Genomic DNA, 25,992 nt, shown 5'->3' on the forward strand with positions numbered 1-25,992 from the left:
GAACCTCATCAACAAAGTCAGGAATATAACGTTAACGTAGCTGTAATGCTTGAGCACTAAAATGAATACCTTGCCAGCCATAGCGCATGAAATTTCGGATATTTTGGTGGTCATTATTGTGGGGATATTCCAGCACATCTTGTCGATAAAAATCACCAAAACATGCCAACGTGCTCTCTAGCGAAAGCTGATGCAGTAAAGCAAAAGCAAATATCTTGCACGAACCATTATTCTGATTAACCGCATTATGAATATCACCATTGGTAAAAGCCGTAGGTGTAAATAGGTAATGCTCATCAATCGTCGCTATCACGTCTGAAAAAGTGATGCTTTGCGGGCGCTGTTGAATGTGGGTGAGTAACTCGTTCAGTTCCATCTTTCTCTATCCTATAAAATCGTAAGTAATCAGTGTAAGAAAAATTGGATAGCGTGGGAACGCTGTCTATTCATTGTTTCTAGCACTCAACGCTTACTGACAATAACAGTTAAGTTGCTTCAGTAACGTTTCTACAGATGATGTTGTTAGTGTACTGATCTCTTTTTTTTCTTGTAAAGACCGTCGAACTTCCGTACTCCTAACTTTCACTTTTTCTGGGCAAGCCATAACCGACCAACGTTGAAGGATGTCTTGCGCACGGTAAAATTGACCAAATTGAAAAAGGTTATCCGGCCCAATCACAAAAGTCAGTTCAGCCTCTGGCCATTGTTCTTGCAAGAAGGTCAGTAAAGCATAGGTCGTCACACTTTGCCCCGGCTGTAATAGGCCTTTTTCAACATCCGCTAATTGCACTTGAGGTAAACTTAAATCTGCAATAAAAGCATCAATCAAACGGCAGCGTAATGCATAGTCCAACATCTCTTTGCCCCAAGCATGAGCGATACTGGGCACCAGCAAAATGCGATCAAAATGCGTCAGTGACTCAATCACACTTTTATGGCCAAGCGTTGGAGGGTTAAAAGCGCTACCAAATACGGCAATTTTTTCCATCGATTTCTCTCTCTATTTTCGAGATCGTATTCACGGTTTTCTAATTTATCGTTTGCGGTATGATATAACTAACTCATATCAAGATGCGAGCCTCCCGATGCGGTTTCGCTTGCTGGCAAAGGAAAGATTATGGAACAAACGATTCGAGAAGAAATGCGGGTGCAACCCAGTATAGAACCACAATTTGAAATTGAGCGCCGAGTGAATTTCATTAAGCGCAAACTGCTAGAGTCTGGATGTAAAGCTCTGGTACTGGGGATCAGTGGTGGAGTCGATTCAACAACCTGCGGACGTTTAGCTCAATTAGCTGTGGATGCCTTAAATCAGCAATACCATACCGACCACTACCAATTTATTGCGGTTCGTTTACCTTATGGCGAACAAAAAGATGAGCAAGAAGCTCAACTCGCCCTCTCTTTTATCCAACCGACCTATTCTGTTTCTGTCAATATAAAATCAGGGGTAGACGGTTTGCATGCTGCCTCACATGAAGCACTGGCGGGTACGGGCTTATTACCAACCGATACCGCCAAAATTGATTTTGTAAAAGGAAATGTAAAAGCTCGAGCTCGGATGATCGCTCAATATGAAATTGCTGGTTATGTAGGGGGGCTAGTGCTAGGGACCGATCACTCAGCCGAAAATATCACTGGTTTTTATACTAAATACGGAGACGGGGCTTGTGATCTAGCACCTCTATTTGGCCTGAATAAACGTCAAGTACGCTTGGTAGCAGCGGCACTTGGAGCGCCAGAAGTATTAGTCCACAAAGTACCAACCGCAGATTTAGAAGAGCTTGCGCCACAAAAGGCTGATGAAGAGGCACTAAACCTGACGTATGAACAAATTGATGATTTTTTAGAAGGTAAGCCCGTACCCTCATCTGTCACTGAGCGGTTGATCCAAATTTATCTGACGACACAACATAAACGCCAGCCTATCCCCACCATTTATGATGAAATCGAAAAACAATAAACACTCAGTAGCATAAAAGAGTGACAAGAGAATCATCACTTGTGAAGCCAAACCTTTTTAGTTTGGCTTTCCTTTACATTTCTCACTTTGTGGCACAACATTTTCGCTACAGCTAGCGCGTCAATTCGTTTACTTTTTTCATAGAAAATGCGACATACATCACACCTAAATCTTTCCATTTTTAAAATGTAATTTTGTGTGAACCCTGCTTCATATTTTTTATGTATAGCGCAGGAAAATAGATGCTATTTATTTTAATAATAAGGTTTCTATTTATGCTCTATTTGGAATTTTTATTCCTCTTGCTGATCCTTTACACGGGTTCTCGTTATGGTGGTATTGGTCTAGGGGTTGTTTCAGGCATTGGCTTGGTTATTGAAGTTTTTATTTTCAAAATGCCGCCCACCTCTCCTCCAATTACCGTAATGTTGATTATTTTGGCCGTTGTAACCTGTGCTTCTATTCTTGAAGCGGCGGGTGGCCTTAAATACATGTTACAAGTCGCCGAGCGTTTATTGCGCCGCAACCCAAAACGCGTCACCTTAATCGCGCCTTTAGTCACCTACTCAATGACTTTTTTATTGGGTACTGGCCATGCGGTCTATTCCATTATGCCCATTATTGGTGATGTCGCTCTGAAAAATGGAATCCGCCCTGAACGCCCAATGGCAGCCGCTTCCGTTGCTTCACAAATTGCGATAACCGCTTCTCCTATTTCTGCGGCTGTCGTCTATTACTTAGCAGAACTCTCTAATATCAACCACAGTATTACTCTGCTCTCTATTTTGATGGTTTCCGTTCCTGCCACATTATTTGGCACGATATTAATGTCACTTTATAGCATGCGTAGAGGTAAGGAACTGGATCAAGATCAGGACTACCAAGCTAGATTACAAGATCCTATTTTTAAAGAAAAAATCTTGAGCACTACTGCAACATCATTGGATGAAAAACTCCCCGATGCTGCCAGAAACTCGGTATTACTCTTCATTTTGTCGATTCTAGTGATTGTTTTTGTCGCGATGTTCCCAGAAGTGCGCATGGTTGGCGGTGATAAACCCGTCAATATGGCTACCGTCATTCAAATGATGATGCTCTGCTTTGGTGGGATTATTTTACTGGTCGCAAAAGTGAACCCTAAAGTGGTCCCTGAAGGGGTTGTCTTTAAGTCCGGAATGGTGGCCGCAATCGCCATTTTTGGTATTGCTTGGATGTCTGACACTTATTTCCAATATGCGATGCCGCAGTTCCGCTCTGGTATTATCGACATGGTAAATGCCTACCCTTGGACCTTTGCTCTCGCACTATTCATCGTTTCCGTTGTCGTGAATTCACAGGCCGTCGTTGCCAAGATGATGCTACCGGTTGGTTTAGCGCTAGGTTTAGAACCCGCCTTGTTAATCGGGCTTATGCCTGCATTGTATGGTTACTTCTTTATTCCTAATTATCCATCGGATATTGCTACTGTTAACTTTGACATGACAGGCACCACCAAAATAGGTAAATGGTATTTTAACCACTCCTTTATGGCTCCCGGTTTAGTGGGTGTGATCAGCGCATGTTGCTTAGGTTACGTACTCGGGCAAATTGTGATTGGTTAATACCACAGCTATAAAATAAAAAGCCGCGGCACAATACCATGCTGCGGCTTTTTTATCATGAAAGCGTAATTTAAGGCACGTTATGCCCTTTCGCTGCCACCCAAACTCGATACCATTGCTCACGGGTTAACGTTAGCTCTAATGCTGCTACCGCCGCTTTTACTCGTTCTATATTTCCAGAACCAATGATAGGTAAAGGTTGAGAAGGCAAGCTACGTACCCAAGCGTACACCACTTGGTCAATACTCTGTGCGCCAATCTCTTCTTTCAATTGTTCAAGAACCAATCGCACACGTTGTGCTTGCTCACTTTGCCCGTTAAAGAGCATCCCGCCCGCCAAACAAGACCAAGCCATGGGGCGAACACGAAGCATTTGTAGTTGATCTAACGTACCGTCGTGAGCAACCTCAAAATTCAATGGATTGATTTCCACCTGATTCGTCACTAGCGGTTTACCTAGTCGAGACTGTAGCAATTCAAATTGTGCAGGAGAAAAATTCGACACCCCAAAATGTTTCACTTTACCGACTTTATGTAATTCAGCAAACGCTTCTGCAACTTCATCTGCATCCATCAGCAAATCAGGGCGATGCAACAACAGTACATCTAACTCATTAACACCTAAACGTTGCAAAGACTGATTTACAGACTGATAAATATGTGCAGAGCTGGTGTCATAGTGGTTAATCTTCCGATCCGGAAATTGATCACTGCACAGCTTAATATCACATTTGGTCACAATCTGCAGTTGTTCACGAAGTGATGGCTCAAGAGCTAGCGCTTCACCAAATAAATGTTCGCATTGGTAATTACCATAAATATCCGCGTGATCAACCGTTGTGATGCCCAGTTCAACATGTTGCTTGAGGAAGGTTAAACGCGCTTGTGGCGTCTTATTCCACTCACCTAAGCGCCAGTAACCTTGCACCAGCTCTGAGAACTCAGGCCCTTTCGATGCCATCGTTATTTTTGCAACCATGGGTAATACTCCTTTACGTTCAATATATTATGAACGATTGTTAACATAAATCCATTGCAGCTCGATGGTGGATCCATCCGTCTTTAACTGCACTTGTCTTTGCTGAGAAAGCCAACCTTGTATTTTAGGAAACACACCTACATAGCGGTTTAAGAATACAATCAACGCACGATCAACCTCTTGCCAAGACTCATCATCTCGCCGCTTTAGTACATCAAACTCATTATCGCCCAGTTTTGCCCAAACCAGTTGCAAACCATCTTGCCTTAAACCCAGTTGAAGGTGGCTCCATGCATGAGGTGAATAATCGCTGTACATCGTCATCACTCCGGTTTGATCGGTATTTTGCTCAACACTGGCCCAAACTGAAGTCGAATAATAATAAAACGGATCACTACACCAACGCTTGTCTGTTATCAGCTCACCACACTCAAACCAATATGGGCTCTGATCAATATGCTCAAAGGAAGGAAAGAGCCCATCATTTTGTAAAAAAGGTACGATAAAGGTCGGGTGTGCGGCATAAGCCGTTACCAACCAAAGAGATCCCACGATGCTCATCCAGCGGATCATACCAGTTTATCCTGTGAGGTTAGCGTCGCCTCCACTTCACAGACAAACGGTATTACCGATATAGCGGCAGCATAGATAAAAGTGGTTATTCGCACAGAAACGATTGACTCAACAGACGAGGTCAGGCTCAAACCATAAAACCCAACAATAGTAAATTCAACAGCTATAGTGCCTTTCCATTAAGCGGGGAACAAGCTTTTTAGCCAAGCGACATCACAAAAAACCATTCCACTTGGGCTAACAAAACGAAAAAGAAGCGGCATACTTAACCGAAAAATAACAGGGAACCAAAAAGAGGTGCTTAATGCACCTCTTGGTCTTAAATTTAAGGTAGTTAATAATCAATAACTTAAAACTTATACCCTCCAGCAATCATAAAGACCCAAGGGTTAATTTTCACATCCGTGGCGACTTTGTTAGAATCAATCTTATATTTTGCTGTGGTTTCAATATTGGCATACCAAGCCGAAGCGTTAAAAAACCAATTGTCGTCAAGCATATAGTCAAAACCGATATTGGCTGCCAATCCCCACGAATCATCGAGTTTAAGATCACTTAACTCCGCACTTTTTCCCGTACTATTAAATTTTTCATCAAAAAACTTGGTGTAGTTAACGCCCGCCCCTACATAAGGGCGAAACGCTGAATTCGCCTCACCAAAGTAGTATTGAACCATTACGGTTGGCGGTAAATGCTTTGTTTTACCTATATCACCTAACCCACCAAGTTTAGTCGAGATATCGTGGGAGAACGGGGTTGCAGCAAGTAATTCAACACTGAAATTATCCGTCAGCATATACCCGATGGTTAATCCGAGCTGAGTATTAGTATTGACTTCTAATTCGTTACTGGTGTTGGGGATTTTATCACTGCTATCATTGGGCACAACGGCAGCTAGACCAGCACGAACTAAAATATCGCCTTGTTGATGGGCTAGCACATTGGTTGAGACAAGTGTGGCTAATACCGCCAATCCACATGCTGTTTTTTTCATTATGGTTTTCCTTTTGTTGGGCTAATAATTATTGTTATTGCCGCAACATAGCACAGAAAGACCACATAAATTTGATGGAAATCAATTTGTAAAATTTATTACATAAAAGTATGGAAATATGTAAACTCCGTCACTTTCCACCCTCAAATGATAAACAATTATCTAATGCAAATTTATCGTGTATCACAACATTCCATCGGGGAAACAACGGACTTAAATCAATAAACCGTTCACGAATGGGGCCATAACTTCGACCCGGTTTGCAGGTTGGTAAAAAAACTATCTGGCTAGGTGCGATACAGCACTTTAACAATATGCCAACCAAATTTTGTTTTGACTAACTGAGGCGTTAAAACTTCACCATGAAAACAGGCTTTATCAAAGGCTGGTACCATTTGCCCTTGGCGGAATTCACCTAGGTCTCCGCCTCGTTTTCCCGATGGACATAAGGAATGTTTTCTCGCTAACGTTTGAAATTTTGCCCCTTTTTTAAGCTGCTGAAGCAAAGCCTCTGCCTGCTCTTTGTGTTTGACTAAAATGTGTAATGCGGCTGCCGTTTTGGCCATAATTCTCTCCCATAATAAAAGCGGCATAGTGTAACGAAAGGCTAAGGGGAATGCATCACCTCGGTATCTGATCGCTTTTTCTGCTTTCCTCTCCGTAAAAATGACTTGATAACGTTACTGATTGACGTTTTTCAGTTACTATAGACAGATAGAAAAGCGTTTATTTTGAGTAGTGTGTTATGGCAAAAACCATCAGTAAAGCAAACCAGTCACAAGGAATGTTGATGTTCACCTTGAACTCGCAGAAACAACTGTTTGCGATAGGAACGCTAAAAGTTCGAGAAATTGTTCCCTTTTTACCGATGACTCAGATCCCGTATTCTCATCATCATGTAGTAGGGACCGTCACTATCCGAGATCTCACCGTACCAGTTATTGATATGGCTGCCGCTATTGGGTTTCGACGCATCACTGAGCAAGAATATAAAGATTGCTATTTGATTGTGACTGACTGTCTACGCACTGTCGTTGCGTTTATGGTACGTGGTATCGAAAAGATTATCGAGTGTGATTGGCGGACCATTGAAGCTGCACCGAGTTCTGCAGGTCATAATGTTTTTGTGACAGGAATTACTCGTTATCAAGATCGCATCGTTCAATTACTGGATGTCGAACTTTTGCTCTCAAAAATCTATCCACAATATGAATCGGCAAAAGTACCAATGCTTACCGATATTGAACGTGAACGCCTCAAACCTTTAAATATTTTGCTGGTCGACGATTCCTCTATTGCCCGCAAACAACTTTCGGATGCGTTAGATAGCATAAATATTCCTTACCAAATTTGTAAAAATGGGTTGGATGCGATTGAGTTAATGCGCCGTGAAGCAGATGAACATAAAGCAATCGATATTCTCGTGAGTGATATCGAAATGCCAGGGCTAGATGGGTACGAACTTGCTTTTGAAGTACAAAATGATGAAAAACTCAATCATGCATATTGTATTTTGCATACCTCCCTCTCAAGTGAAATTTGTGTTGATAGAGCACATCAAGTCGGTGCTCATGAGGCATTAGAAAAATTTAATGCTACAGAGCTTATCGAGGCGATGCTACGAGGAGCCAAAACGATAGAAGCTCAGCGCCATGCAAGCTTAGCTCATTAAATCTATCCTCACCGAGGGCGCAGAAAGCGCCCTCGTCATCCCCCCCTCAATAAATAAAAACAAAAGCGCTTAAGCGATCGCATTCTTTATCTCACCGCCCCCCTGAGCTTATTTATTTGCAGCAATATAAAATAAAATCCGCTACTCTAAGCGTATCGAATTTACTGGGCAGTAATGTTTGCAAGACCATGACTGACGACGTTTTTAAAAAATCCACCGAAAATTTAAAAAAAGCGGTTCCCTTGATGATGAAGCATCATGTTGCAGCGAACCCCACCAACTACGCGCTTTGGTATACCTATGTTGATAATGCGATTCCCCAACTCAACCAAGAGCTCGATGATGTATTAAATAATTTCGGTATTTGCCCACCCGCTGCAGGTGATGCTCTCTATCAGCAATTTATTGCCTCTAAAGTAGAAACAACCGTGAGTGAGCTTCGTTCAAATATTGAAGTTTTAGCTGGTGAAGTGGCGAACTCAATGTCTGATACCATGACTGATACCTGCGCTTTTGAAGCGGTCATAGAGAAAAGCTTTAGCCATTTAGAACGCGTAGAAAAAGAAGATCTATCCATTGAAGAGGTGATGAACTTAATCCGTCAACTGGTGAGTGAATCACAAGATATTCGCCATTCGACCCGTTTTCTAAGCAACCAGCTCAAAAACGCCTGTGAGGAAATATCTCGGCTACGCAATCAATTGTCTGAAGTACAAAAAGATGCCCGATTTGATTCTCTATCCGGCCTTTATAACCGCCGATCTTTTAATGATGACCTACTCAGCTTGGTTCATGCTCAGCAAGCAATGAGTCTAATTCTCTTAGATGTGGATCATTTTAAATCCTATAACGATGACTTTGGCCATCTGTTTGGTGATGCCATTATTCGATCTTTGGCAAAACGTATTCAAACCAGTTGCCGAGAAGGGATCACAGCCTATCGATTTGGTGGCGAAGAATTCGCTCTTATTCTCCCGCATAAATCATTACGTAGCGCTCGTCAATTTGCGGATTCTCTACGACGTTCCATTGAAAAATTATACGTTCGAGATCGCCGAACCGGCCAACAAGTCGGAAACATTACGGCTTCTTTTGGGGTAGTGGAATATCAACCTATTGAGAGTGCAGATGATCTGGTTGATAGAGCCGACAAACTCCTCTATGAGGCAAAAAATTTAGGCCGTAACCGAGTCATGCCGCTATAAAATCCATAAAAACCTTGAGCATTAGAAAGTTATGCTCAAGGTTTTCATCAATGACAACGACTTATAAATGAAAGCTGTAACTCAGGCGGTAATCTTCCCCACTCTTTGCCGTGAACTCTTTATCTTCACTACAGGCTTGAGGCTTACCACGCTCGTCCCCTTTAATTAAACTAATCCAATGACGTATAACGGCGTTTGGCACCCTATCATTGACTTCTTGGCTAAGAACCGTGCTCGTTTCCAATTGAATATCATCAATATCGATCAATTCAATACAGCCCGTTCCACGTTGGCATCCCAGTAATACTTCAACATGGCTACCGTTTCCATCTCGAAATAAAATCGAACAAGGCTGCTCTTTCCCACCCATATACGCAATAAACTGTTTAGGATGCTTCAAACCACTATGCTGACCATTTTTAAAATACGCCAATACATGATGGTAATCGATAACATAGCTCGTGACCTCTTGGTGAGAACCACTTTCTAATGGAAATAAACGATCAAGCAGCTGCTTCGCTCTCTGTTGTTTTTCTCGTTGTAAATGCGCGCTGATTGTCTCGACGGCGAAGACAGCTTCAGCGATAAAGGGTTTATTTTGTTGTTGAATTTCAGTTTTATCGAATGTCAGCATATTCATCGTCTTTCCCTCATGGATAACTTTCAATGGTGTCCTAGAGCAGCCCTTTCAAACTTATGTTAAATTTTGTTCAAGTTTGTGACTTGCTTAGTAGGTAGACTAACGCATTATTGGATACAATTTCACAACAAAAATTTTACAATGTGAATTTTACAAAATGACCATATCGAAAAGCTTAGTTAGACAGTCTCATTTTCTGGGTACAAAAGTAAGAAATTTGAGAAAACGCAACCACTTAACAATGGAAGATCTCTCTGCCCGCTGTATTCGTGTCAATCCAGAATATGCACCATCCGTTTCCTATCTCTCCATGATTGAACGGGGTAAGCGGGTACCAAGTGTAGAAATGCTGGAAGTCATTGCTGAAGTTTTTCAAAAAGATCCTCGTTGGTTTTTGGATGATGAACCCGAACAAGCTGACATTACGCCAGATAAAGGCAATCGAGGGGGAATCAGCGGCATGGCTCTTGAGCCAAGCTTCCTATTTTCTAATGACATTTTACAAATTGCCATTCCTGAAATGCTTTCACAAGCAGGAATCACAGGCCGACAGTTTGCTCACCTTTTGATCCGAGCTCACCAAGAAAGCTTACAAAATCATTTTCCCGACTTAGAACGAGCTGCTGAAGAAGTTGGATTAAAACGCCTTAACTTAGCCGTGGAAGACTTAATTGATATAGCAAAAAGTTTAGGCTTAACCGTTCGTTGGGTGACTCGTACTCCACACGATGTCGTCGATGAACTTGGTATCAGTGCAAAACAGCTGGTCACCTCATTCTTTGAGCCTCCGGGCCATATTTACTTAAATGAAATTCTGCGCAACTACCCCACTCGGCTAAAATATGATTTGGCTGTCTACATTGGCCACAATATCCTTCATAGCAAAGATGGGTTAAAAAGCGTTCTTTCGGTTGGGCATACACACAGTTGGGAAGAACACGCTGAAACGCCACAAAGTTCTGAACTGAATTCTCAAGATATTTTGCAAGCTTGGCGAGACTTTGAATCCAGCTTTTTTGCTGGTGCATTACTCTGCCCTAAGGTGCCATTTCGCCAGTTGCTAGATAGGAATGGTTATGAAATTGCCGTGCATCAAAAGGCTGGTGTTTCTCCCTCGGTAGCAATGAGACGGATGACGGTGGTATCACCTTATCCTCATTGGCACTATTTTGATGCTTATGGGGAAGGAAAGCTAAAAGCAGTGTATCGTGGAAATGGCATTCCCCTCCCATGGGGAAATATGCGCAAGGTAAATGACCCTTGCCAACATTGGGCCGTATTTCGTCGTTTAGCGGAACCTCAGCCCGGTAGCTCTGCTCAAATCTCCATTTTAAATGTCGGTGATGAACCACGAATCTACTGCTGTGAGTCCATGAATATGACCGACCCTGCAGGAAACAATCGAGTACTTTGTGCAGGAATTGACCTCAACCCAGCGATTAATGCGCAAGGGGGGGACGCTCGAACGATTGCTGAAGAATTAAAAGCCTCCTGTGTCGCACAAGGTGGCACGACATCAATCCCTCGCCATATTAAGAAGGATTTATTAACTATTGCTAAAATTTTAAATATTAACTGGATTGAACGCGGCATTGAAAACCAAGCGCGGTTGATCTGCTCTCGAGGTGCGGTTTGCCCTCGGATTCCGAGTTGTTATCAAAAATGTGGAGAGTAACAAATAAAAAAATAGCCAATCGCAAGAGTCGCAATTGGCTGTATATAGATGTGAACAAAAAGGTTCACTAACAACGTCAGTTGGCTAGGTGACCCTCGGCTTAAAAGGGTCACACTATACAAAGCATATAGCGTGCCAACTTTCAAACCCATAAAAAACGTAGCTTTGAATAAAAAAGCACCAGTTTCATTACAACTAATCTCATAATAAAATTGCATAATGCAAAATCATTGCGAATTGCAATCTTATGCTTGCTGATTAATTGAACTTAAGCTGACATATACATTAACCACAAACCGACAGAAGCAAATACCACCAACCAAATAATATAACGAAGCGTATTCGGCTTATCTGGCTTTGTCATGACTATCGGCTTGAACGCATGGCGTCGTGCACGACGAACCGCCGCCATCATTGACGATTTTTCTTCTACTGGCTTCTCTTCTGCCGATTGCTCTTCCCGCTTTTTTTGAGCGTTATTCGCCGCTTGAGTAAAGCGATGCAACTGGTCTGTGGTGAGATCGCTATCGGGGTCATAACGTGAATAAGGATCGGTATGTTTGGGAGCGATAGCCATAAATCCTCCTTACACAGTTTGCCTTGGTTAAATTATAGACAACCCATGCCATATTCGCTTAATCATTCTTTCAGACTTTGGTCGCTCTCCCTTGAACCGACAAAGATAAGAAGAGAAAGAGGCGACAGCCCTCACGGCATTTGTTCAAATTTATTGAATAACACCCTCAAATGCTATTGCTCTTCTTTTCTGAACCGCTCGCTACAATAGAGCTCTATTCCACTTACGGAGAATCCTAATGAGCACATATCGAGAAATTCGTCAGTTAATTCCAGCCCAAGCAACGTCTGATGGTGATGGCGTTAAAATCCGTCGCATTGCTGGCTTTAACGATGCTAGATTTTCACCTTTTCTCATGGTTGATGAGTTGAAATCTGACCAACGTGCGGACTACGTAGGTGGGTTTCCTCCTCATCCTCATCGAGGTATTGAAACACTGACCTATATGCTTCAAGGTCATTTTCAACATCGCGATCATATGGGCAATGTGGGTGAACTGCGTAGCGGAGGCGCGCAGTGGATGGCCGCAGGTCGTGGGGTGATTCACAGTGAAATGCCCATCATGGAAAATGGGGATTTGCATGGCTTCCAAATTTGGCTCAACCAACCAGCGAAAGACAAAATGATAGAGGCGAAATACCACGATTTTCAGCCGGAAACGATTACTGAGCATCGAGAAGCTACTCTAGGTTTATTGCGACTGATTGCTGGTAGCATCATGGCTGATGGGAAAGAAGTACAAGGCCCTCTTACTCATACGGGTGTTCCTGCAACCGTTGCTGATTGGCAAGCTAACCCTGGCAATCAAGTGACATTGGAAACCCCTAAGCACTACAATATGATGCTTTATGCATACAAAGGAAGCATCAAAGTAGGTCAACGGGTGTTAATGCAAGGGGAAATGGCTCTGTTATCACTAGGAGAGGCCGTAGAATTGTTTGCCCAAGACACCAGTGGTGTACTGATTTTCATGGGGCAACCGATTAATGAACCGATTGTACATTATGGCCCATTTGTCATGAACAGTGTGCAAGAAATAGAGCAAGCGATTCAAGACTATAACAGCGGTTTATTTGAAACCTACTAAGTGTTCTATTCATCATTTCTGTCCAAGCTTGATCTTTTAAGATCAGTGTTTAACAAAAAGTAAATAATACTGCCTTTTCTTTTTGTTTTTGTTTTTGCCACACTCTACGAGTGTGGCTTTTTTATACCTAATAACGGTACGAATCACCAACAAAAATAGATTACAAATATTCACATAAGTAAGCGGTAGCTTGAGCCACTTGTAGATCAAATGACGACTGACCTGCAACGTCAAATACCTCGCCAGTTTGAAAGGTTACCCAGTCAGCATCCGTATGACGTTTAACTGTCAATGCCCCTTTAACGACTGTCATTCGCTCTGGCGCATCCGTACCAAAGGTATATTCACCAGGAGCCATCACACCAACCGTGATCTGATTTCCATTTTGTTGAAAACCTAAAGATTTTACTGTGCCATCGAAATAGCTATTTTCCTTAATCATTCTTGTTCCTTGTCAAAAATCGTCATCAATGGTGTTGCAAAGGAGCAAACACCATTGCTGTTTTTAACTTAAGTTGATTCTCAGCACAAGGAAATAACACATCGCAAGCAAGAAAAAGAAGCCCATTATCAACCCTCATGGCTGGATAAATATTGAATCTAGATCATACTTTCTATCATCCTTGTTGCGCTTCCCACCCCACTCCTTCACTCTAAATCAATGGGTAATATCAATATATGCATCAAGGAGTATCAAAAATGAGTCGATTTAACCCTGTACGATGCATCAAAAAATAGATGAGAGCATGATCAAAAAGCGTTATCGAAATTATGGATCCGCATCCAAACAAGTGATGCTGCAAACGGTTTTTTGGCTATTATTGGCCCTTTTGGCATTAATTTTTGCGATTTTAATCTATTTTAGCTATCAAGATTATGTCCATCCTAAACATGTTTATGGCTCATGGATAGAAATCGGTACTCCAAATCATTTGACAGAAGTGCTCACCTTTAATGAACAAGGCGTCTTTCGTAATGAACGGTTAATCAGTACTCAATTTGCATTTGATGGAAGAAGTATTGAAGTTACAACGGGGGGAGGCATCGCCATTTATCAATTATCCGGCACACAACAATCACCACAATTACGCCGAGTTGAGCCATTAATTCCTCATCAACGTTTCATCCGTGAAGGCTACGAACACACGGTATCAACCGACCCAACTCCCACTCGTCGGACCGCAGTATCAGAACACTTTAGAGAGCAATAAGGCTTCCCGAAAGAAGCCTTATTGAAGGGTTATTTACGTAATGCGTTCAGTTTCGCCTGAGCTAAACCAAAGATGCTATCGACCGGATAACTGCCATCATCGGTTGCAATGCCGGCGGGTTTTCCTGTAAATAGTTCAATGGCTTCCGTGACATGCTCAATCGCCCAAATGTGAAATTCTCCTTTTTCGACCGCTTTTACAATATCGTTGCGTAACATCAAGTTATGCATATTTGAGCGAGGAATGATCACACCTTGGTTATCATGCCGTCCTTTGATATTGCAGACATCAAAGAAGCCTTCAATTTTCTCATTGACCCCTCCAATAGGCTGAGCTTCACCAAACTGGTTCATTGAGCCAGTAATCGCAATATCTTGTCGGTTAGGTTGTTTCGAAAATGCGGAAACAATAGCGCAAAATTCCGCCATACTGGCACTATCACCATCCACGCCTCCATACGATTGTTCAAACGTGATGGTAGTAGTGAGTGGTACACGAGCGGTGCGACCAAAGACCGAACTTAAATAAGCCGATAAGATCATCACGCCTTTCGAGTGGATACTTCCACCTAAATCAACGCTGCGTTCAATATCAATAATGTCGCCATCACCATAAGAGGTGGTAGCCGTAATACGATTCGGCGCACCGAAAGCATGGTCACTGGTCGCCAATACGGAGAGTGCATTAACTTGACCAATTGCCGTGCCTTCTGTTTGAATCAAGGTTGTGCCGTTGAGGAAGGTTTCCATAACGCCTTCTTGCAAGCGATTGACACGCATTTGTTGGTTATTCAATGCTTCTTCAACATGATTTTGTCGAATCATATTCGAGTTGGCTTGTCTGGCAACGTAGTTTGATTCACGTAATAAATTGGCAATATGAGCCGAATGCAAAGATAATTTATGCTGATCCCCGGTCATCCGTGAACTATGTTCAATGATCCGTGCAATGGCTTTTCGGTCACAATGCAGCAAATTATTGTCATGAATAATACTTGAGATAAACCGAGCATAGTGCAGCTCACTCTCTGCCGTTCGTTTCATCTCATCTTCAAAATCTGCGGTAACACGGAACAGCTCGCTAAATTCAGGATCATAATGAGTCAACAATTCATAAGTTCGATAATCACCAAATAAGATGATTTTGACATCTAAAGGAATCGGTTCTGGATCCAAAGAGACGGTCCCCGTTAAGGTGACCTCTTTTTCTAATGAGGTAAAACTTAGCTGACGCGAGCGAAGTGCCCGTTTGAGCCCATCCCAAACATAGGGTTGCTCTAATACTTTTACTGCATCCATTAACAACACACCGCCATTGGCTTTGTGTAAGCTACCCGCACGGATCAGAGAAAAATCGGTAAAAACAGTGCCTTTATACGTCGCCGTTTCAATATAACCAAACAGGGAGTGATAGTTAGGGTTTTCTTCTACCACAACCGGAAATTGTTTGGATGCTCTACAAACCAACACATTCACTTTGTAGCGACGAGGCAGTTTTTTATCGAGTGCGGCTGTGGCTAATTCTCCTTGCTCGCCGGTGTCATCGAGAAAAATATCTACATTCTCAACAATATCTTTCTGTAACTCCGTCAAATAGGTTTTGATTTCTGGGTACTTGGAATAGTCTTGTTTGAGCTGTTTAATAAAATGGCTGATCACATCTAATGTGACATCATCATTCAATTTCTTGATTTTTTCACTGTATGCTTCTTCCCATTCCGTCAACTGACGAACCATATTTCTTAGGCTAACTTCCAGTTCATCAATCGTTTGGGCAAAGTATTCTTGCTCTTTCTTACTTAATGCATCAAACGTTTCTTCGGTATGCATCTCTTCGCCATTCATGGCAACGAACTGGTAATCACCTTGTGTTGTAATAGTTAGGCTAATATCCCGTTCTTTTGCTCGGCGAGTAATCTCTTCCAACTCATGCTGCTGCTTCTGTGCTAACTGATTTTTCAACCGATCTGCACGGCTAAAATAAAGTTCATTATCAAAAGCCAAGGGTATGGCATTCATCAATTTTGCCATTAATTTTTCAATATCTTGCCGAAATTGTTGACCAACACCAGATGGAAGCTTTAACACCCGAGGGGTACGAATGTCATCAAAATTCGCGACATAGCACCAATCAAACAACTCGGTGTTTTCATGCTGATGTCGATTGAGATAACGAAGAATCATGGTTCTTTTGCCAAGCCCATTACGCCCAATGGCGTAAATGTTATAGCCTTTCTCTTTGATGGACATGGCAAACTCAACCGCTTTTTGGGCACGTTCTTGACCAACAATCTCATCAATGGGAGCCAATTCTTTGGTTGATTTACATGGCAGTTTTTCTAATGTTGCAACGTGATAGAGCTGTTCAACACTCAAATTTTGAATTGCCATACTCCCTCCTTATCTTTTTTATGATTGTTATACACCCTAATGCTTTAAAAAAAGCCGTTATATCACGGTGGGTGGATATTTAATGATGTCTTACTAAAAAATTAGCGTTTAACCATGTCGTGAGTTCTGCGTTGCTAGCCACTCATTTGTAGTCATATTTCTTGTAGCATCGCTACGCCTTACGTTCCTTTGTAGCTCAAGTGTAGAAGAAAAGCACAACCTTTTTAGTGACTTAGTACTAATTCACAGCCAAGCGGGCAAATAACCAGCAATACACTGCGCCAAACAATAAATGATAACTAGTTGCATTTGGGAATGTATTGCATTTAAATATCAAAAGCTCACACTCGCTCGGAGTCAATATGAACTTAAAACAGTGCTGGAACCATTACCTCAAAGCGGAACAATTACTGGCTCAAGGTCATTGGCCTGAAGCTCACTATTTACTAACGGACGTTTTACACCACCTACCTAAACATTTGTATAATGCTGCCCAAAGCGAACAAACCCGACCGTGTCAACTGATTTGTCTTATTACAGGGTTGAAAGAAAGTGCCGTCTATCAGTCCGGCATACTCTGTACCATGGGACAAGATAAACATGCTTATCAAGCCCTTAACCAAACTTATGCCCTCTTACAATTTATCTCTATAGAAGGTACGGATCTCATTCGATCGGTGGCAAAGGTTCTCAACAAACACAACAATGAGTTACTTGGGCATATTCATCAATTTTGCCATAACCAACGAAGTGCCTCTTGGCAGCTTGAATATCAGGATCTAGAAAAAGCTCATCAATATTTTACCCAACTAAAATACTCTCAAGGACAACCTTGTGATACCCCTGTCTTGAATTAAATTGCTGAGCCTAAAAATAGTGCGCTATGGTTAAATAGCGTTGACGAATATGCTCTATTAATAGACGAACTTTATTGGGTGGTTGACGTGTAAAAGGATAAACAGCATAGATCCCCAACCTTTTTCCAACTTGTTGAGGGAAAATATCCACCAATTCACCATTACGAAAATCATGGTAGACCAAACAGCGAGGCACATAAGCTATACCATGTCCACCTAATGCCGCTTTACGAAGGGCAGTCGCGTTATCGGTGGAAAAGGTTCCAGAGACGGTGACAATATAATTACCTTTCTGCCCCTTAAATTCCCACTCACAGGCTCCCGTGGTTTGATAGGCATACTGCAAGCAGTTGTGATTGACCAGATCTTCCGGTTTTTTCGGTTTACCATTCCGAACTAAATAGAGAGGAGAAGCACACACCACCCACTGAGAATCGAGAATATGCCGAGCAATTAGGCTAGAGTCTTCTAAATATCCGGTACGAATGACTAAATCAAACCCGCCTTCAACCAAATCCACAAACCGATTATCCAATGACATGTCCACCGTTAAGCCTGGATGTTGATTACAAAACTCGGCTACCGCATCGGCTAAAATCAGATCCCCTGAAATCGTCGGCACAGACATTTTTATGTGGCCGCTGATCCGCTCACCAAATCCAGACACCGCATCTATCGCCTCTTGCGTGGCTTGCTTCACATTTTTTGCACTCGCTAATAAGGCCTTTCCTGCCTCAGTAAGGGTTAATTTACGCGTTGTTCGATATAATAATTGGACACCAAGTTCTTCTTCTAACCGTGCCAACCTCTTGCTAACCACTGAATTTGTAAGACTATTTTGCTCAGCTACTTTACTAAAACTTCCCAGTTCAACCACCTGAGAGAATAAGATTAAATCGTCTGCGCGCATCATATTATGTCACTTTTGGAACTAATTATTTTCATTATTTCCCTATATCATCAAAAAATAAAGGGTTAAGTTTACCACTCATTAACAAACGAATTACAAATAAAAATAACTAACCCGAACTCGTTAATCTTAACTCGTACCCTACCGCACGTGTTAAGCCACCACTTTCGGTGAAGAGTTCAAGGACAAGGATGTATCCTATGAGTGACACCCTACTCGCGCTAATTGCGTTTTCACCGATCGTGCTCGCCGCGATCCTCTTGGTGGGCTTAAATTGGCCTGCCAAAAAAGCCATGCCCGTCGCTTTTCTATTAACGGTTGCCATCGCTCTACTCTTTTGGGATATGTCAGCCATTCGTGTGCTGGCATCAATACTTCAAGGTTTAGGAATCACCGTTTCCGTATTGTGGATTGTGTTTGGTGCCATCTTTTTGCTGAACACCCTGAAACATACGGGAGCCATCACTACGATTCGTAATGGTTTTACTGATATTTCACCCGACCGCCGAGTTCAAGCGATCATTATTGCTTGGTGTTTTGGCTCATTTATCGAAGGGGCTTCTGGATTTGGAACTCCCGCCGCCATTGCCGCTCCACTTCTTGTCGCCATTGGCTTTCCGGCATTGGCAGCGGTATTAATGGGCATGATGATTCAATCCACCCCCGTCTCCTTTGGTGCAGTGGGAACACCGATTATCGTTGGGGTTAACCGAGGGCTTGATACACATAATATCAGTGAGTCACTGGTTGCTAACGGCTCAAACTGGGATGTTTATTTACAACAGATCACCTCTGGTGTTGCGCTTACCCATGCTGTCGTAGGAATTTTCATGCCCGTTCTGATGGCGATGATGCTGACCCGCTTTTTCGGCAAAAGTCGGAGCTGGACCGAAGGGTTAGATATTTTACCTTTTGCCCTATTCGCAGGACTCGCATTTACTCTGCCTTATGCATTAACTGGCGTTTTGTTAGGAGCGGAATTTCCTTCTTTAATGGGGGGACTTATCAGTTTAGCCGTGGTGATCACTGCCGCTAAAAAAGGCTTCTTAATTCCGAAAAGTACTTGGCGTTTTCAACCAGAAAACGAGTGGCCTACAGAGTGGCTGGGGTCATTAAAAATGAACTTAGATGACCTAAAAACAAAACCCATGAGTTTAACCCTAGCGTGGACGCCTTATGTGCTGTTAGCCGTCATTCTGGTTGCTAGTCGAGTGAGTCAAACGTTTAAAGCGATGCTGCTCAGTGTACAGCTCAGCTTTAATAACATCTTAGGCGAAGCCGGAGTGAGCACATCCATTGATCCTCTTTATCTTCCTAGCGGCATCTTAGTGTTTGTCGCCATTTTAGCCGTACTGATACAGTCTCGTCGTTTTACACCAATGAAAAAGGCGCTGGGAGAGTCAACCAAAACCTTAATTGGTGCAGGCTTTGTCTTAGTCTTTACCATTCCCATGGTCCGTATTTTTATTAATTCAGGCGTTAATGGTGCAGATCTTGCCAGTATGCCCGTTACCACCGCTAATTTTGCGGCTGACCTAGTGGGACAAGCCTTTCCCGCCTTAAGTGCTACGGTCGGCGCACTAGGTGCTTTTATTGCAGGCTCCAACACGGTTTCCAATATGATGTTCAGTCAATTTCAGTTTGAAGTTGCCCAAACCTTAAATATTTCAACCGTTATGGTTATTGCACTCCAAGCCGTTGGGGCTGCGGCAGGAAATATGATTGCGATCCACAATGTGGTAGCCGCCTCTGCAACCGTCGGTTTACTGGGTCGCGAAGGTGCCACATTGCGCAAAACCATTATCCCAACCTTTTACTACCTCGTTGCCACCGCCATTATTGGTATGGTGATGATTTATGGCGTTAATTTTTCTGATGTGTTGATGACGTCTTAATATTTTTTTGTTGGCCATAAACCACAGGAGGCACGGATTCTTGTCTTCTGTGGAAAAGGAGCCAACCTGCATAGGTTTAATCTACTGATACTGATTATAAGGATAGATGTCATGATCATTTCCGCTGCGACTGATTTTCGAGCGGCTGCCAAAGCTAAATTACCCCCTTTTCTTTTCCACTATATCGATGGGGGTTCCTACAGTGAACATACCCTACACCGTAATACCGCAGACTTAGCCGATATTGCCCTACGTCAACGTGTATTAAATGATATGTCTGAGCTTGATCTAAAAACAGAGCTGTTCGGCGAATCGCTTGCCATGCCCATCGCCTTAGCACCTGTGGGATTAACCGGAATGTATGCCCGACGAGGGGAAGTGCAAGCGGCACAAGCGGCGGATAATAAAGGCATTCCTTTTACCTTATCCACCGTTTCTGTCTGTCCAATAGAAGAAGTGGCTCCTGCTCTGTCACGCCCAATGTGGTTTCAGCTTTACGTATTAAAAGATCGCGGCTTTATGAAAAATGTGCTCGAACGTGCGAAAGCCGCCGGAGTTACAACCCTAGTGTTTACCGTGGATATGCCCGTCCCCGGGGCTCGTTATCGAGATAGGCATTCAGGTATGAGTGGTCCTAATGCCGCAGCCAAGCGGATCATACAAGCCATGATGCACCCCAGTTGGGCTTGGGATGTCGGTTTGTGGGGAAAACCGCACGATCTGGGTAATATCTCTACCTATCGTGGGACACCTACAAAACTTGAAGACTATATCGGTTGGCTTGGCGCAAATTTTGACCCATCAATTAGCTGGAAAGATCTGGAATGGATCCGAGATTTTTGGGAGGGTCCTATGATTATCAAAGGCATATTGGATACACAAGATGCCAAAGATGCTGTGCGCTTTGGGGCTGATGGTATTGTGGTATCCAACCATGGTGGACGCCAATTAGATGGTGTGCTTTCGACCGCTCGCGCCCTGCCTGAGATCGCCAATGCTGTCAAAGGCGAACTCAAAATTCTTGTAGACTCTGGAATTCGTACCGGGCTGGATGTGGTCAGAATGCTGGCTTTAGGTGCTGATTGTACCTTGCTTGGTCGAGCTTTTGCCTATGCGTTAGCCGCAAAAGGGCAAGCCGGTGTCGAGCAGTTACTCGATTTATTTGAACAAGAAATGCGCGTAGCAATGACCTTAACTGGCGCAAAAAATATTCATGATTTATCTCATGATTCATTGGTTCAACGTTTAATCCAGTAAGGGCATATTATGAATGGATTACCTTCAGCCGCCAACTATCAACAATTAACAATGAAATTGGCCACGACCATTGCGAGTGAACGCATTATCACTCAGCAAGCCAAACGGTTAGCGTATGGTACTGATGCCAGTTTCTATCGGCTCATTCCTCAATTAGTGCTTCGATTGCAGTCATTGGATGAAGTTGTCTTTGCAATTCAAGGCTGCGCTGAATTGGGGATTCCCTTCACTTTTCGCGCAGCAGGAACCAGCTTATCTGGTCAGGCGGTTTCTGATTCGGTCTTAATCACCTTAACCGATGACTGGCGTCAACATGACATTCTCGCCAATGGTAACAAAATTCGCTTACAGCCGGGGGTAATTGGTGCGGATGCCAATAAATACCTTGCGCCTTATCAGCGAAAAATCGGCCCCGATCCTGCCTCTATCAACACCTGTAAAATTGGTGGCATTGCCGCCAACAATGCCAGTGGCATGTGTTGTGGTACAGCACAAAATTCTTATCAAACCGTTGATAGTATGAAAATTGTTTTTTCCGATGGCGTGGTACTGGATACTCGCGATCCACACAGCATTGCACAATTTAAACAGCAAAAAGCCCAATTAATCAGGGGAATTGAACACTTATGCGCGCAAACTCGTGCTAACTCAGAATTAAGTGCACGCATTCGCCACAAATATCGTTTAAAAAACACCACCGGTTATGCACTTAATGCATTAATCGATTATCAAGACCCCATTGACGTTATCCAACACTTATTAATCGGCTCAGAAGGGACTTTAGGCTTCATTGCCGATATCACCTACAACACGGTTGTAGAACACAGCCATAAAGCTTCGGCACTCTTAGTCTTTGCCAATATTGAGCAGGCTTGCCAAGCCGTAACCACGTTATCTTCAACGCCCGTTGCCGCCGTGGAGTTAATGGATGGCCGGGCGCTTCGCTCCGTTGCAGATAAAAAAGGCATGCCTGAGTTTATCGCTCAGTTAGATCAAGAAGCTTGCGCTTTATTGATCGAATCTCACGCCAGCCAACAAAGTGATTTAGATTCTCAGTGTCATACGGTTATGGATAGTTTAGCCACTTATCACATCATTCAATCCATCCCCTTTACTCAAGAGCCTCAAATCATCGCTACTTTGTGGGGCATTCGTAAAGGGATGTTTCCCGCTGTGGGCGCAGTACGAGAAGTCGGCACCACCGTCATTATTGAAGATGTCGCCTTTCCGGTCGAAAAACTGGCGGCTGGAGTGCGTGAGCTACAAACGCTCTTTGAGCAATATCACTACCACGAAGCGATCATTTTTGGCCATGCCCTAGAAGGCAACCTGCATTTCGTTTTTACGCAAGGTTTTGAACATCCCTCAGACATTCATCGCTATGGCAAATTTATGGATGCCGTCGCAGAGCTGGTTGCCGTTAAATATCAAGGCTCACTTAAAGCGGAACACGGCACAGGCCGTAATATGGCTCCTTATGTTGAATTAGAATGGGGCAAAGAAGGTTATGCATTAATGCAGCAGATCAAAACGCTCTTTGATCCCAACGGATTACTGAATCCGGGCGTTATCATCAATACCGATCCTCAAGCGCATCTTCATCATTTAAAACCTATGCCTGCGGCTGATGCGTTGATCGATAAATGCATCGAATGTGGTTTCTGCGAACCGGTTTGCCCTTCTCGAACTTTAACCTTATCCCCTCGTCAACGCATCGTACTTTATCGTGAATTACAGCGACAAATCCGCGCAGGAGAGGAAGCCTCGGCCAGAGAATTAGACAACGTATTTCAGTACCAAGGGGTCGAAACCTGTGCAGCAACAGGATTATGTGCCGAGCGTTGCCCAGTAGGCATTAATACTGGAGATTTAATCAAACAGTTACGTCGTGATCACTATCAAAAATTCACGCCGATTGCTCGTTGGACCGCGGATCATTTTTCGACCACAACGACTTTAGTAAGAGTTGGCCTGCAAGCCAATCAATGGGCAGCAAAAACACTAGGCGCATCTCGACTTGAGCGACTCGCACGTCAATTACGTCAATGGAGTGAAGGGAAAACCCCCGTTTGGTTGGCAGAAATGCCCACGGCCAATCGCTATTCTCTCAATCAATCAACCCATACCCCGAGCAGCATATGTCATGATAAAAAAGTGGTTTACCTTCCTTCTTGTGCCAGCCGGACAATGGGACAGCCTACTCAAGTTCAAGACTCTCGATCTTTACCTGAAGTGACTTTATCACTGCTGAATAAAGCCGGTTTTGAAGTCATTTTTCCAGCATCACTCAATGAGCAGTGTTGTGGTATGCCTTATGACAGCAAAGGTATGGGAGAATTGGCCACCCAAAAAGCAACACAACTAGAACAAGCCCTTTGGAAAGCCAGTCAATATGGTCAATATCCGGTGCTGATGGACACTAGCCCGTGTGCCCAACGCAGCATTGAACAGTTTACACGCCCCATCCCCATATTTGAACCTGCGAGCTTTGTTAGCAAGTACTTACTTAAACACCTATCACTGGTTTCAAAGGAAGAAACTGTCATGCTCCATATCACCTGCAGTTCTAGAAAAATGGGCTTAGCCGATGCCATGTTAACGTTGGCCAGAGCATGTGTATCAGATGTCGTTGTACCCGAACATATTGAATGTTGTGGATGGGCGGGAGATAAAGGCTTTACCACCCCAGAACTTAACCAAGCGGCACTTCACCCACTCAAAGCCCAAGTTCCGAAGCAATGCACTCGAGGTTTTAGTAATAGCCGCACTTGTGAAATCGGGTTATCACACCATAGTGGTATTGCTTACCAATCGATTCTTTATTTAGTCGACGAGGTGGCAAAATAAATAGACTGTGGTTTAGGCAAGCCTACCCGAAGGTAGGCTCTTGTTGGCTAAGCCACTTTTGATTGAGGATAGATATCGTAAATTTCTTGTGGCATGGACAAGTAGTACCCTTGTTGAACTTCTACTCCTTTGCTTTGTAAATACTCATATTGTTTTTTCGTTTCAACCCCTTCAGCCACAACAATAACACCTAGGTCATGCGATAACTGTATGATCGAATCCAGCACATGAGTATTCATATATTCACTTTCTATTGCGTCGACAAAAATCTTATCGATTTTTAAGAAATCAAACCGTGTGTTTTGTAGCATAGATAACGATGTTTGTCCGGTCCCAAAATCGTCGATCGCTATCATTAACTTTTCATCAATCAACTGATTGATAATTTTCATTTTATCTTCACAAATCACTTGGTTTTCTGTCAGTTCTAATACTAGGCCAATGTTCAGATCTGCAAATTTTTTCGCATACTCTTTGATAACTGCAAGACAAGACTCATCCAATAAATAGTCCGGAGGAATATTTATTCCTAATAAAAAGCCAGCCGAAATGTCACGATCAATCGTCAACCACTCTTGGTAAGCTAATTCAAAAACATAATTCGTGATTTTATTGATCAGCCCATATTTCTCAGCCACGGGAATAAAATGGTCTGGCCGAATCACACCCAACCTAGGATGCATCCATCGAATCAATGATTCATAACCAATAATGTAACCATCTTTACTACTTGCCAACGAATGATAAACCAGATACAGCTCTTTTTGGTCAATCGCTTTGTTCAAATCTTTTAACAAATCACTTCTTGGTGGGAAAAGATATTTCATGATGATGTAAAAGAAAGAAAGCAGAAGAGTAATGATTAAACCAAATAAAAGACACCGAATGTATAAGTTATAAAAATACCGTTCTCCGACATATAATGTTAAGACAAAGTTATATTTTTTAGATAGTATAGAGACTTCTTCCCATATATTTTTAGAAGAGAGAATATGTTTAGAGGCTAAAGACACCCCTTCCCACATCGTTTTTGAACCAAATATATGAATTGTTTTCTTTGAAGAGGAGATAACAATACTTTCTATGCGATCATCAGAATAAGATCCCAAGATCATTTTCAGATAATTGGCATTAACAACAGAGATAACAGAGAGGAGGCCATCTGAACTTGAGCTAACAAAACCTAATACTTTCTTATTACTTTCATTTTTATATTCGACTACATTGTGGTTTTTGTCATTCTTTGGAACTAACCCTATGACGGTATCTTCATCTATATCATTAATCGTGGAACATAATACTTTATTATTTCTTATTATTATGAATTCTCTTTGAAAACCATCAAATAGGATTTCTTTCTTAAAGGCATCACAGCGGCCATTAGAATTTAATATATTATCATTGGTAACATAAATATCATCTAATATGGCTTCTAGATTATTAAGATAAACATCAGCAATTAATTTCGTATTTTCTCTACTTTCATAACAAAAAATAATAAAACTAATAAGCAAGATGCAAGGAACAGGTATCGTAACAATAAACAATAAGTATTTGAAAATCTTACTTAATTCTTTATTCATAAAACAACTCACAAAAAGATCAACACTAGCCAAAGTGACAAAACTATAATACTTCGCTCATACAAATATAGAAATC

The 25,992-nt window shown here is 42.5% G+C and carries 23 protein-coding genes; 11 read left to right on the plus strand and 12 right to left on the minus strand.

The genetic code is table 11. The features are described from left to right. Window positions 1-31: 31 nt before the first annotated feature. Together EXA13_RS03510 and EXA13_RS03515 are read right to left on the minus strand one after the other, a co-directional pair. Window positions 32-376 (minus strand): HopJ type III effector protein, encoded by a 345-nt coding sequence (locus EXA13_RS03510; protein WP_238131916.1) that lies wholly within the window; start codon window positions 374-376, stop codon window positions 32-34. Window positions 377-469: 93 nt separating this feature from the next. Further along, window positions 470-988, minus strand: a complete 519-nt coding sequence (locus EXA13_RS03515; RefSeq protein ID WP_238131917.1) for a nicotinate-nicotinamide nucleotide adenylyltransferase — start codon at window positions 986-988, stop codon at window positions 470-472. A gap of 129 nt (window positions 989-1,117) precedes the next feature. On the opposite strand from EXA13_RS03515, the gene nadE reads away from it, so the two are divergent. Next, a complete protein-coding gene (gene nadE / locus EXA13_RS03520; RefSeq protein WP_238131918.1) occupies window positions 1,118-1,963 on the plus strand; it encodes an ammonia-dependent NAD(+) synthetase in 846 nt (281 codons plus the stop codon). A gap of 275 nt (window positions 1,964-2,238) precedes the next feature. Continuing rightward, window positions 2,239-3,564 (plus strand): anaerobic C4-dicarboxylate transporter, encoded by a 1,326-nt coding sequence (locus tag EXA13_RS03525; RefSeq protein ID WP_238131919.1) that lies wholly within the window; start codon window positions 2,239-2,241, stop codon window positions 3,562-3,564. A 70-nt stretch (window positions 3,565-3,634) separates the two neighbouring features. Here the strand turns inward: EXA13_RS03525 and EXA13_RS03530 are convergent, their stop codons facing one another. The 4 genes from EXA13_RS03530 to ppiC form a co-directional block, all read right to left on the minus strand. Then, complete coding sequence (locus EXA13_RS03530) at window positions 3,635-4,543, minus strand: aldo/keto reductase (protein WP_238131920.1); 909 nt, start codon at window positions 4,541-4,543, stop codon at window positions 3,635-3,637. A 27-nt stretch (window positions 4,544-4,570) separates the two neighbouring features. Next, the gene (locus EXA13_RS03535) at window positions 4,571-5,116 is read right to left on the minus strand and encodes a hypothetical protein (protein ID WP_238131921.1); all 546 of its coding nucleotides are present in this window, start codon (window positions 5,114-5,116) and stop codon (window positions 4,571-4,573) included. A gap of 349 nt (window positions 5,117-5,465) precedes the next feature. Beyond that, complete coding sequence (gene ompW / locus EXA13_RS03540) at window positions 5,466-6,110, minus strand: outer membrane protein OmpW (protein ID WP_238131922.1); 645 nt, start codon at window positions 6,108-6,110, stop codon at window positions 5,466-5,468. 287 nt (window positions 6,111-6,397) lie between these two features. Beyond that, on the minus strand, window positions 6,398-6,676 hold the full coding sequence (ppiC, locus tag EXA13_RS03545; protein ID WP_238131923.1) for a peptidylprolyl isomerase PpiC: 279 nt from the start codon (window positions 6,674-6,676) through the stop codon (window positions 6,398-6,400). Window positions 6,677-6,855: 179 nt separating this feature from the next. Here ppiC and EXA13_RS03550 point away from each other — a divergent pair, with 179 nt between their 5' ends. Next, window positions 6,856-7,782 carry a chemotaxis protein gene (locus tag EXA13_RS03550; RefSeq protein WP_238131924.1) on the plus strand — a complete coding sequence of 309 codons (927 nt, stop codon included), beginning with the start codon at window positions 6,856-6,858 and terminating at the stop codon, window positions 7,780-7,782. Window positions 7,783-7,970: 188 nt separating this feature from the next. Next, window positions 7,971-8,987, plus strand: a complete 1,017-nt coding sequence (locus EXA13_RS03555) for a GGDEF domain-containing protein (RefSeq protein ID WP_238131925.1) — start codon at window positions 7,971-7,973, stop codon at window positions 8,985-8,987. Between the two features lie 61 nt (window positions 8,988-9,048). Here EXA13_RS03555 and EXA13_RS03560 read toward each other — a convergent pair whose 3' ends face one another. After that, a complete protein-coding gene (locus tag EXA13_RS03560) occupies window positions 9,049-9,627 on the minus strand; it encodes a hypothetical protein (protein ID WP_238131926.1) in 579 nt (192 codons plus the stop codon). Between the two features lie 157 nt (window positions 9,628-9,784). Here EXA13_RS03560 and EXA13_RS03565 point away from each other — a divergent pair, with 157 nt between their 5' ends. Then, on the plus strand, window positions 9,785-11,302 hold the full coding sequence (locus EXA13_RS03565) for a DUF3612 domain-containing protein (RefSeq protein WP_238131927.1): 1,518 nt from the start codon (window positions 9,785-9,787) through the stop codon (window positions 11,300-11,302). Window positions 11,303-11,570: 268 nt separating this feature from the next. Here the strand turns inward: EXA13_RS03565 and EXA13_RS03570 are convergent, their stop codons facing one another. Next, window positions 11,571-11,879 carry a hypothetical protein gene (locus EXA13_RS03570; RefSeq protein WP_238131928.1) on the minus strand — a complete coding sequence of 103 codons (309 nt, stop codon included), beginning with the start codon at window positions 11,877-11,879 and terminating at the stop codon, window positions 11,571-11,573. A gap of 238 nt (window positions 11,880-12,117) precedes the next feature. Between EXA13_RS03570 and EXA13_RS03575 the strand changes: the two genes are divergently transcribed. Beyond that, entirely contained in the window at window positions 12,118-12,966 is an 849-nt protein-coding gene (locus tag EXA13_RS03575; protein WP_238131929.1) for a pirin family protein, read from the plus strand. A 160-nt stretch (window positions 12,967-13,126) separates the two neighbouring features. Here the strand turns inward: EXA13_RS03575 and EXA13_RS03580 are convergent, their stop codons facing one another. After that, the gene (locus EXA13_RS03580) at window positions 13,127-13,408 is read right to left on the minus strand and encodes a pyrimidine/purine nucleoside phosphorylase (protein WP_238131930.1); all 282 of its coding nucleotides are present in this window, start codon (window positions 13,406-13,408) and stop codon (window positions 13,127-13,129) included. A gap of 304 nt (window positions 13,409-13,712) precedes the next feature. Between EXA13_RS03580 and EXA13_RS03585 the strand changes: the two genes are divergently transcribed. Next, window positions 13,713-14,177, plus strand: a complete 465-nt coding sequence (locus EXA13_RS03585) for a DUF2850 domain-containing protein (protein ID WP_238131931.1) — start codon at window positions 13,713-13,715, stop codon at window positions 14,175-14,177. Between the two features lie 29 nt (window positions 14,178-14,206). On the opposite strand, the gene EXA13_RS03590 is transcribed toward EXA13_RS03585, so the two are convergent. Then, window positions 14,207-16,567, minus strand: a complete 2,361-nt coding sequence (locus EXA13_RS03590; protein WP_238131932.1) for a Lon protease family protein — start codon at window positions 16,565-16,567, stop codon at window positions 14,207-14,209. 362 nt (window positions 16,568-16,929) lie between these two features. Between EXA13_RS03590 and EXA13_RS03595 the strand changes: the two genes are divergently transcribed. Next, the gene (locus EXA13_RS03595) at window positions 16,930-17,424 is read left to right on the plus strand and encodes a hypothetical protein (protein WP_238131933.1); all 495 of its coding nucleotides are present in this window, start codon (window positions 16,930-16,932) and stop codon (window positions 17,422-17,424) included. A 10-nt stretch (window positions 17,425-17,434) separates the two neighbouring features. On the opposite strand, the gene EXA13_RS03600 is transcribed toward EXA13_RS03595, so the two are convergent. Further along, complete coding sequence (locus tag EXA13_RS03600) at window positions 17,435-18,334, minus strand: LysR family transcriptional regulator (RefSeq protein WP_238132178.1); 900 nt, start codon at window positions 18,332-18,334, stop codon at window positions 17,435-17,437. Window positions 18,335-18,534: 200 nt separating this feature from the next. Between EXA13_RS03600 and EXA13_RS03605 the strand changes: the two genes are divergently transcribed. From EXA13_RS03605 to EXA13_RS03615, 3 genes are all read left to right on the plus strand, one after another. After that, window positions 18,535-20,229, plus strand: coding sequence for an L-lactate permease (locus EXA13_RS03605; protein ID WP_238131934.1), 1,695 nt, complete (start codon window positions 18,535-18,537; stop codon window positions 20,227-20,229). 111 nt (window positions 20,230-20,340) lie between these two features. Then, window positions 20,341-21,486, plus strand: coding sequence for an FMN-dependent L-lactate dehydrogenase LldD (lldD, locus tag EXA13_RS03610; protein ID WP_238131935.1), 1,146 nt, complete (start codon window positions 20,341-20,343; stop codon window positions 21,484-21,486). A 9-nt stretch (window positions 21,487-21,495) separates the two neighbouring features. Continuing rightward, entirely contained in the window at window positions 21,496-24,333 is a 2,838-nt protein-coding gene (locus EXA13_RS03615; RefSeq protein WP_238131936.1) for an FAD-binding and (Fe-S)-binding domain-containing protein, read from the plus strand. Between the two features lie 47 nt (window positions 24,334-24,380). On the opposite strand, the gene EXA13_RS03620 is transcribed toward EXA13_RS03615, so the two are convergent. Further along, entirely contained in the window at window positions 24,381-25,916 is a 1,536-nt protein-coding gene (locus EXA13_RS03620; protein WP_238131937.1) for an EAL domain-containing protein, read from the minus strand. Between the last annotated feature and the right edge of the window lie 76 nt (window positions 25,917-25,992).

It is taken from the genome of Vibrio cincinnatiensis, assembly GCF_022113815.1.
Lineage (GTDB): Bacteria > Pseudomonadota > Gammaproteobacteria > Enterobacterales > Vibrionaceae > Vibrio > Vibrio cincinnatiensis_A.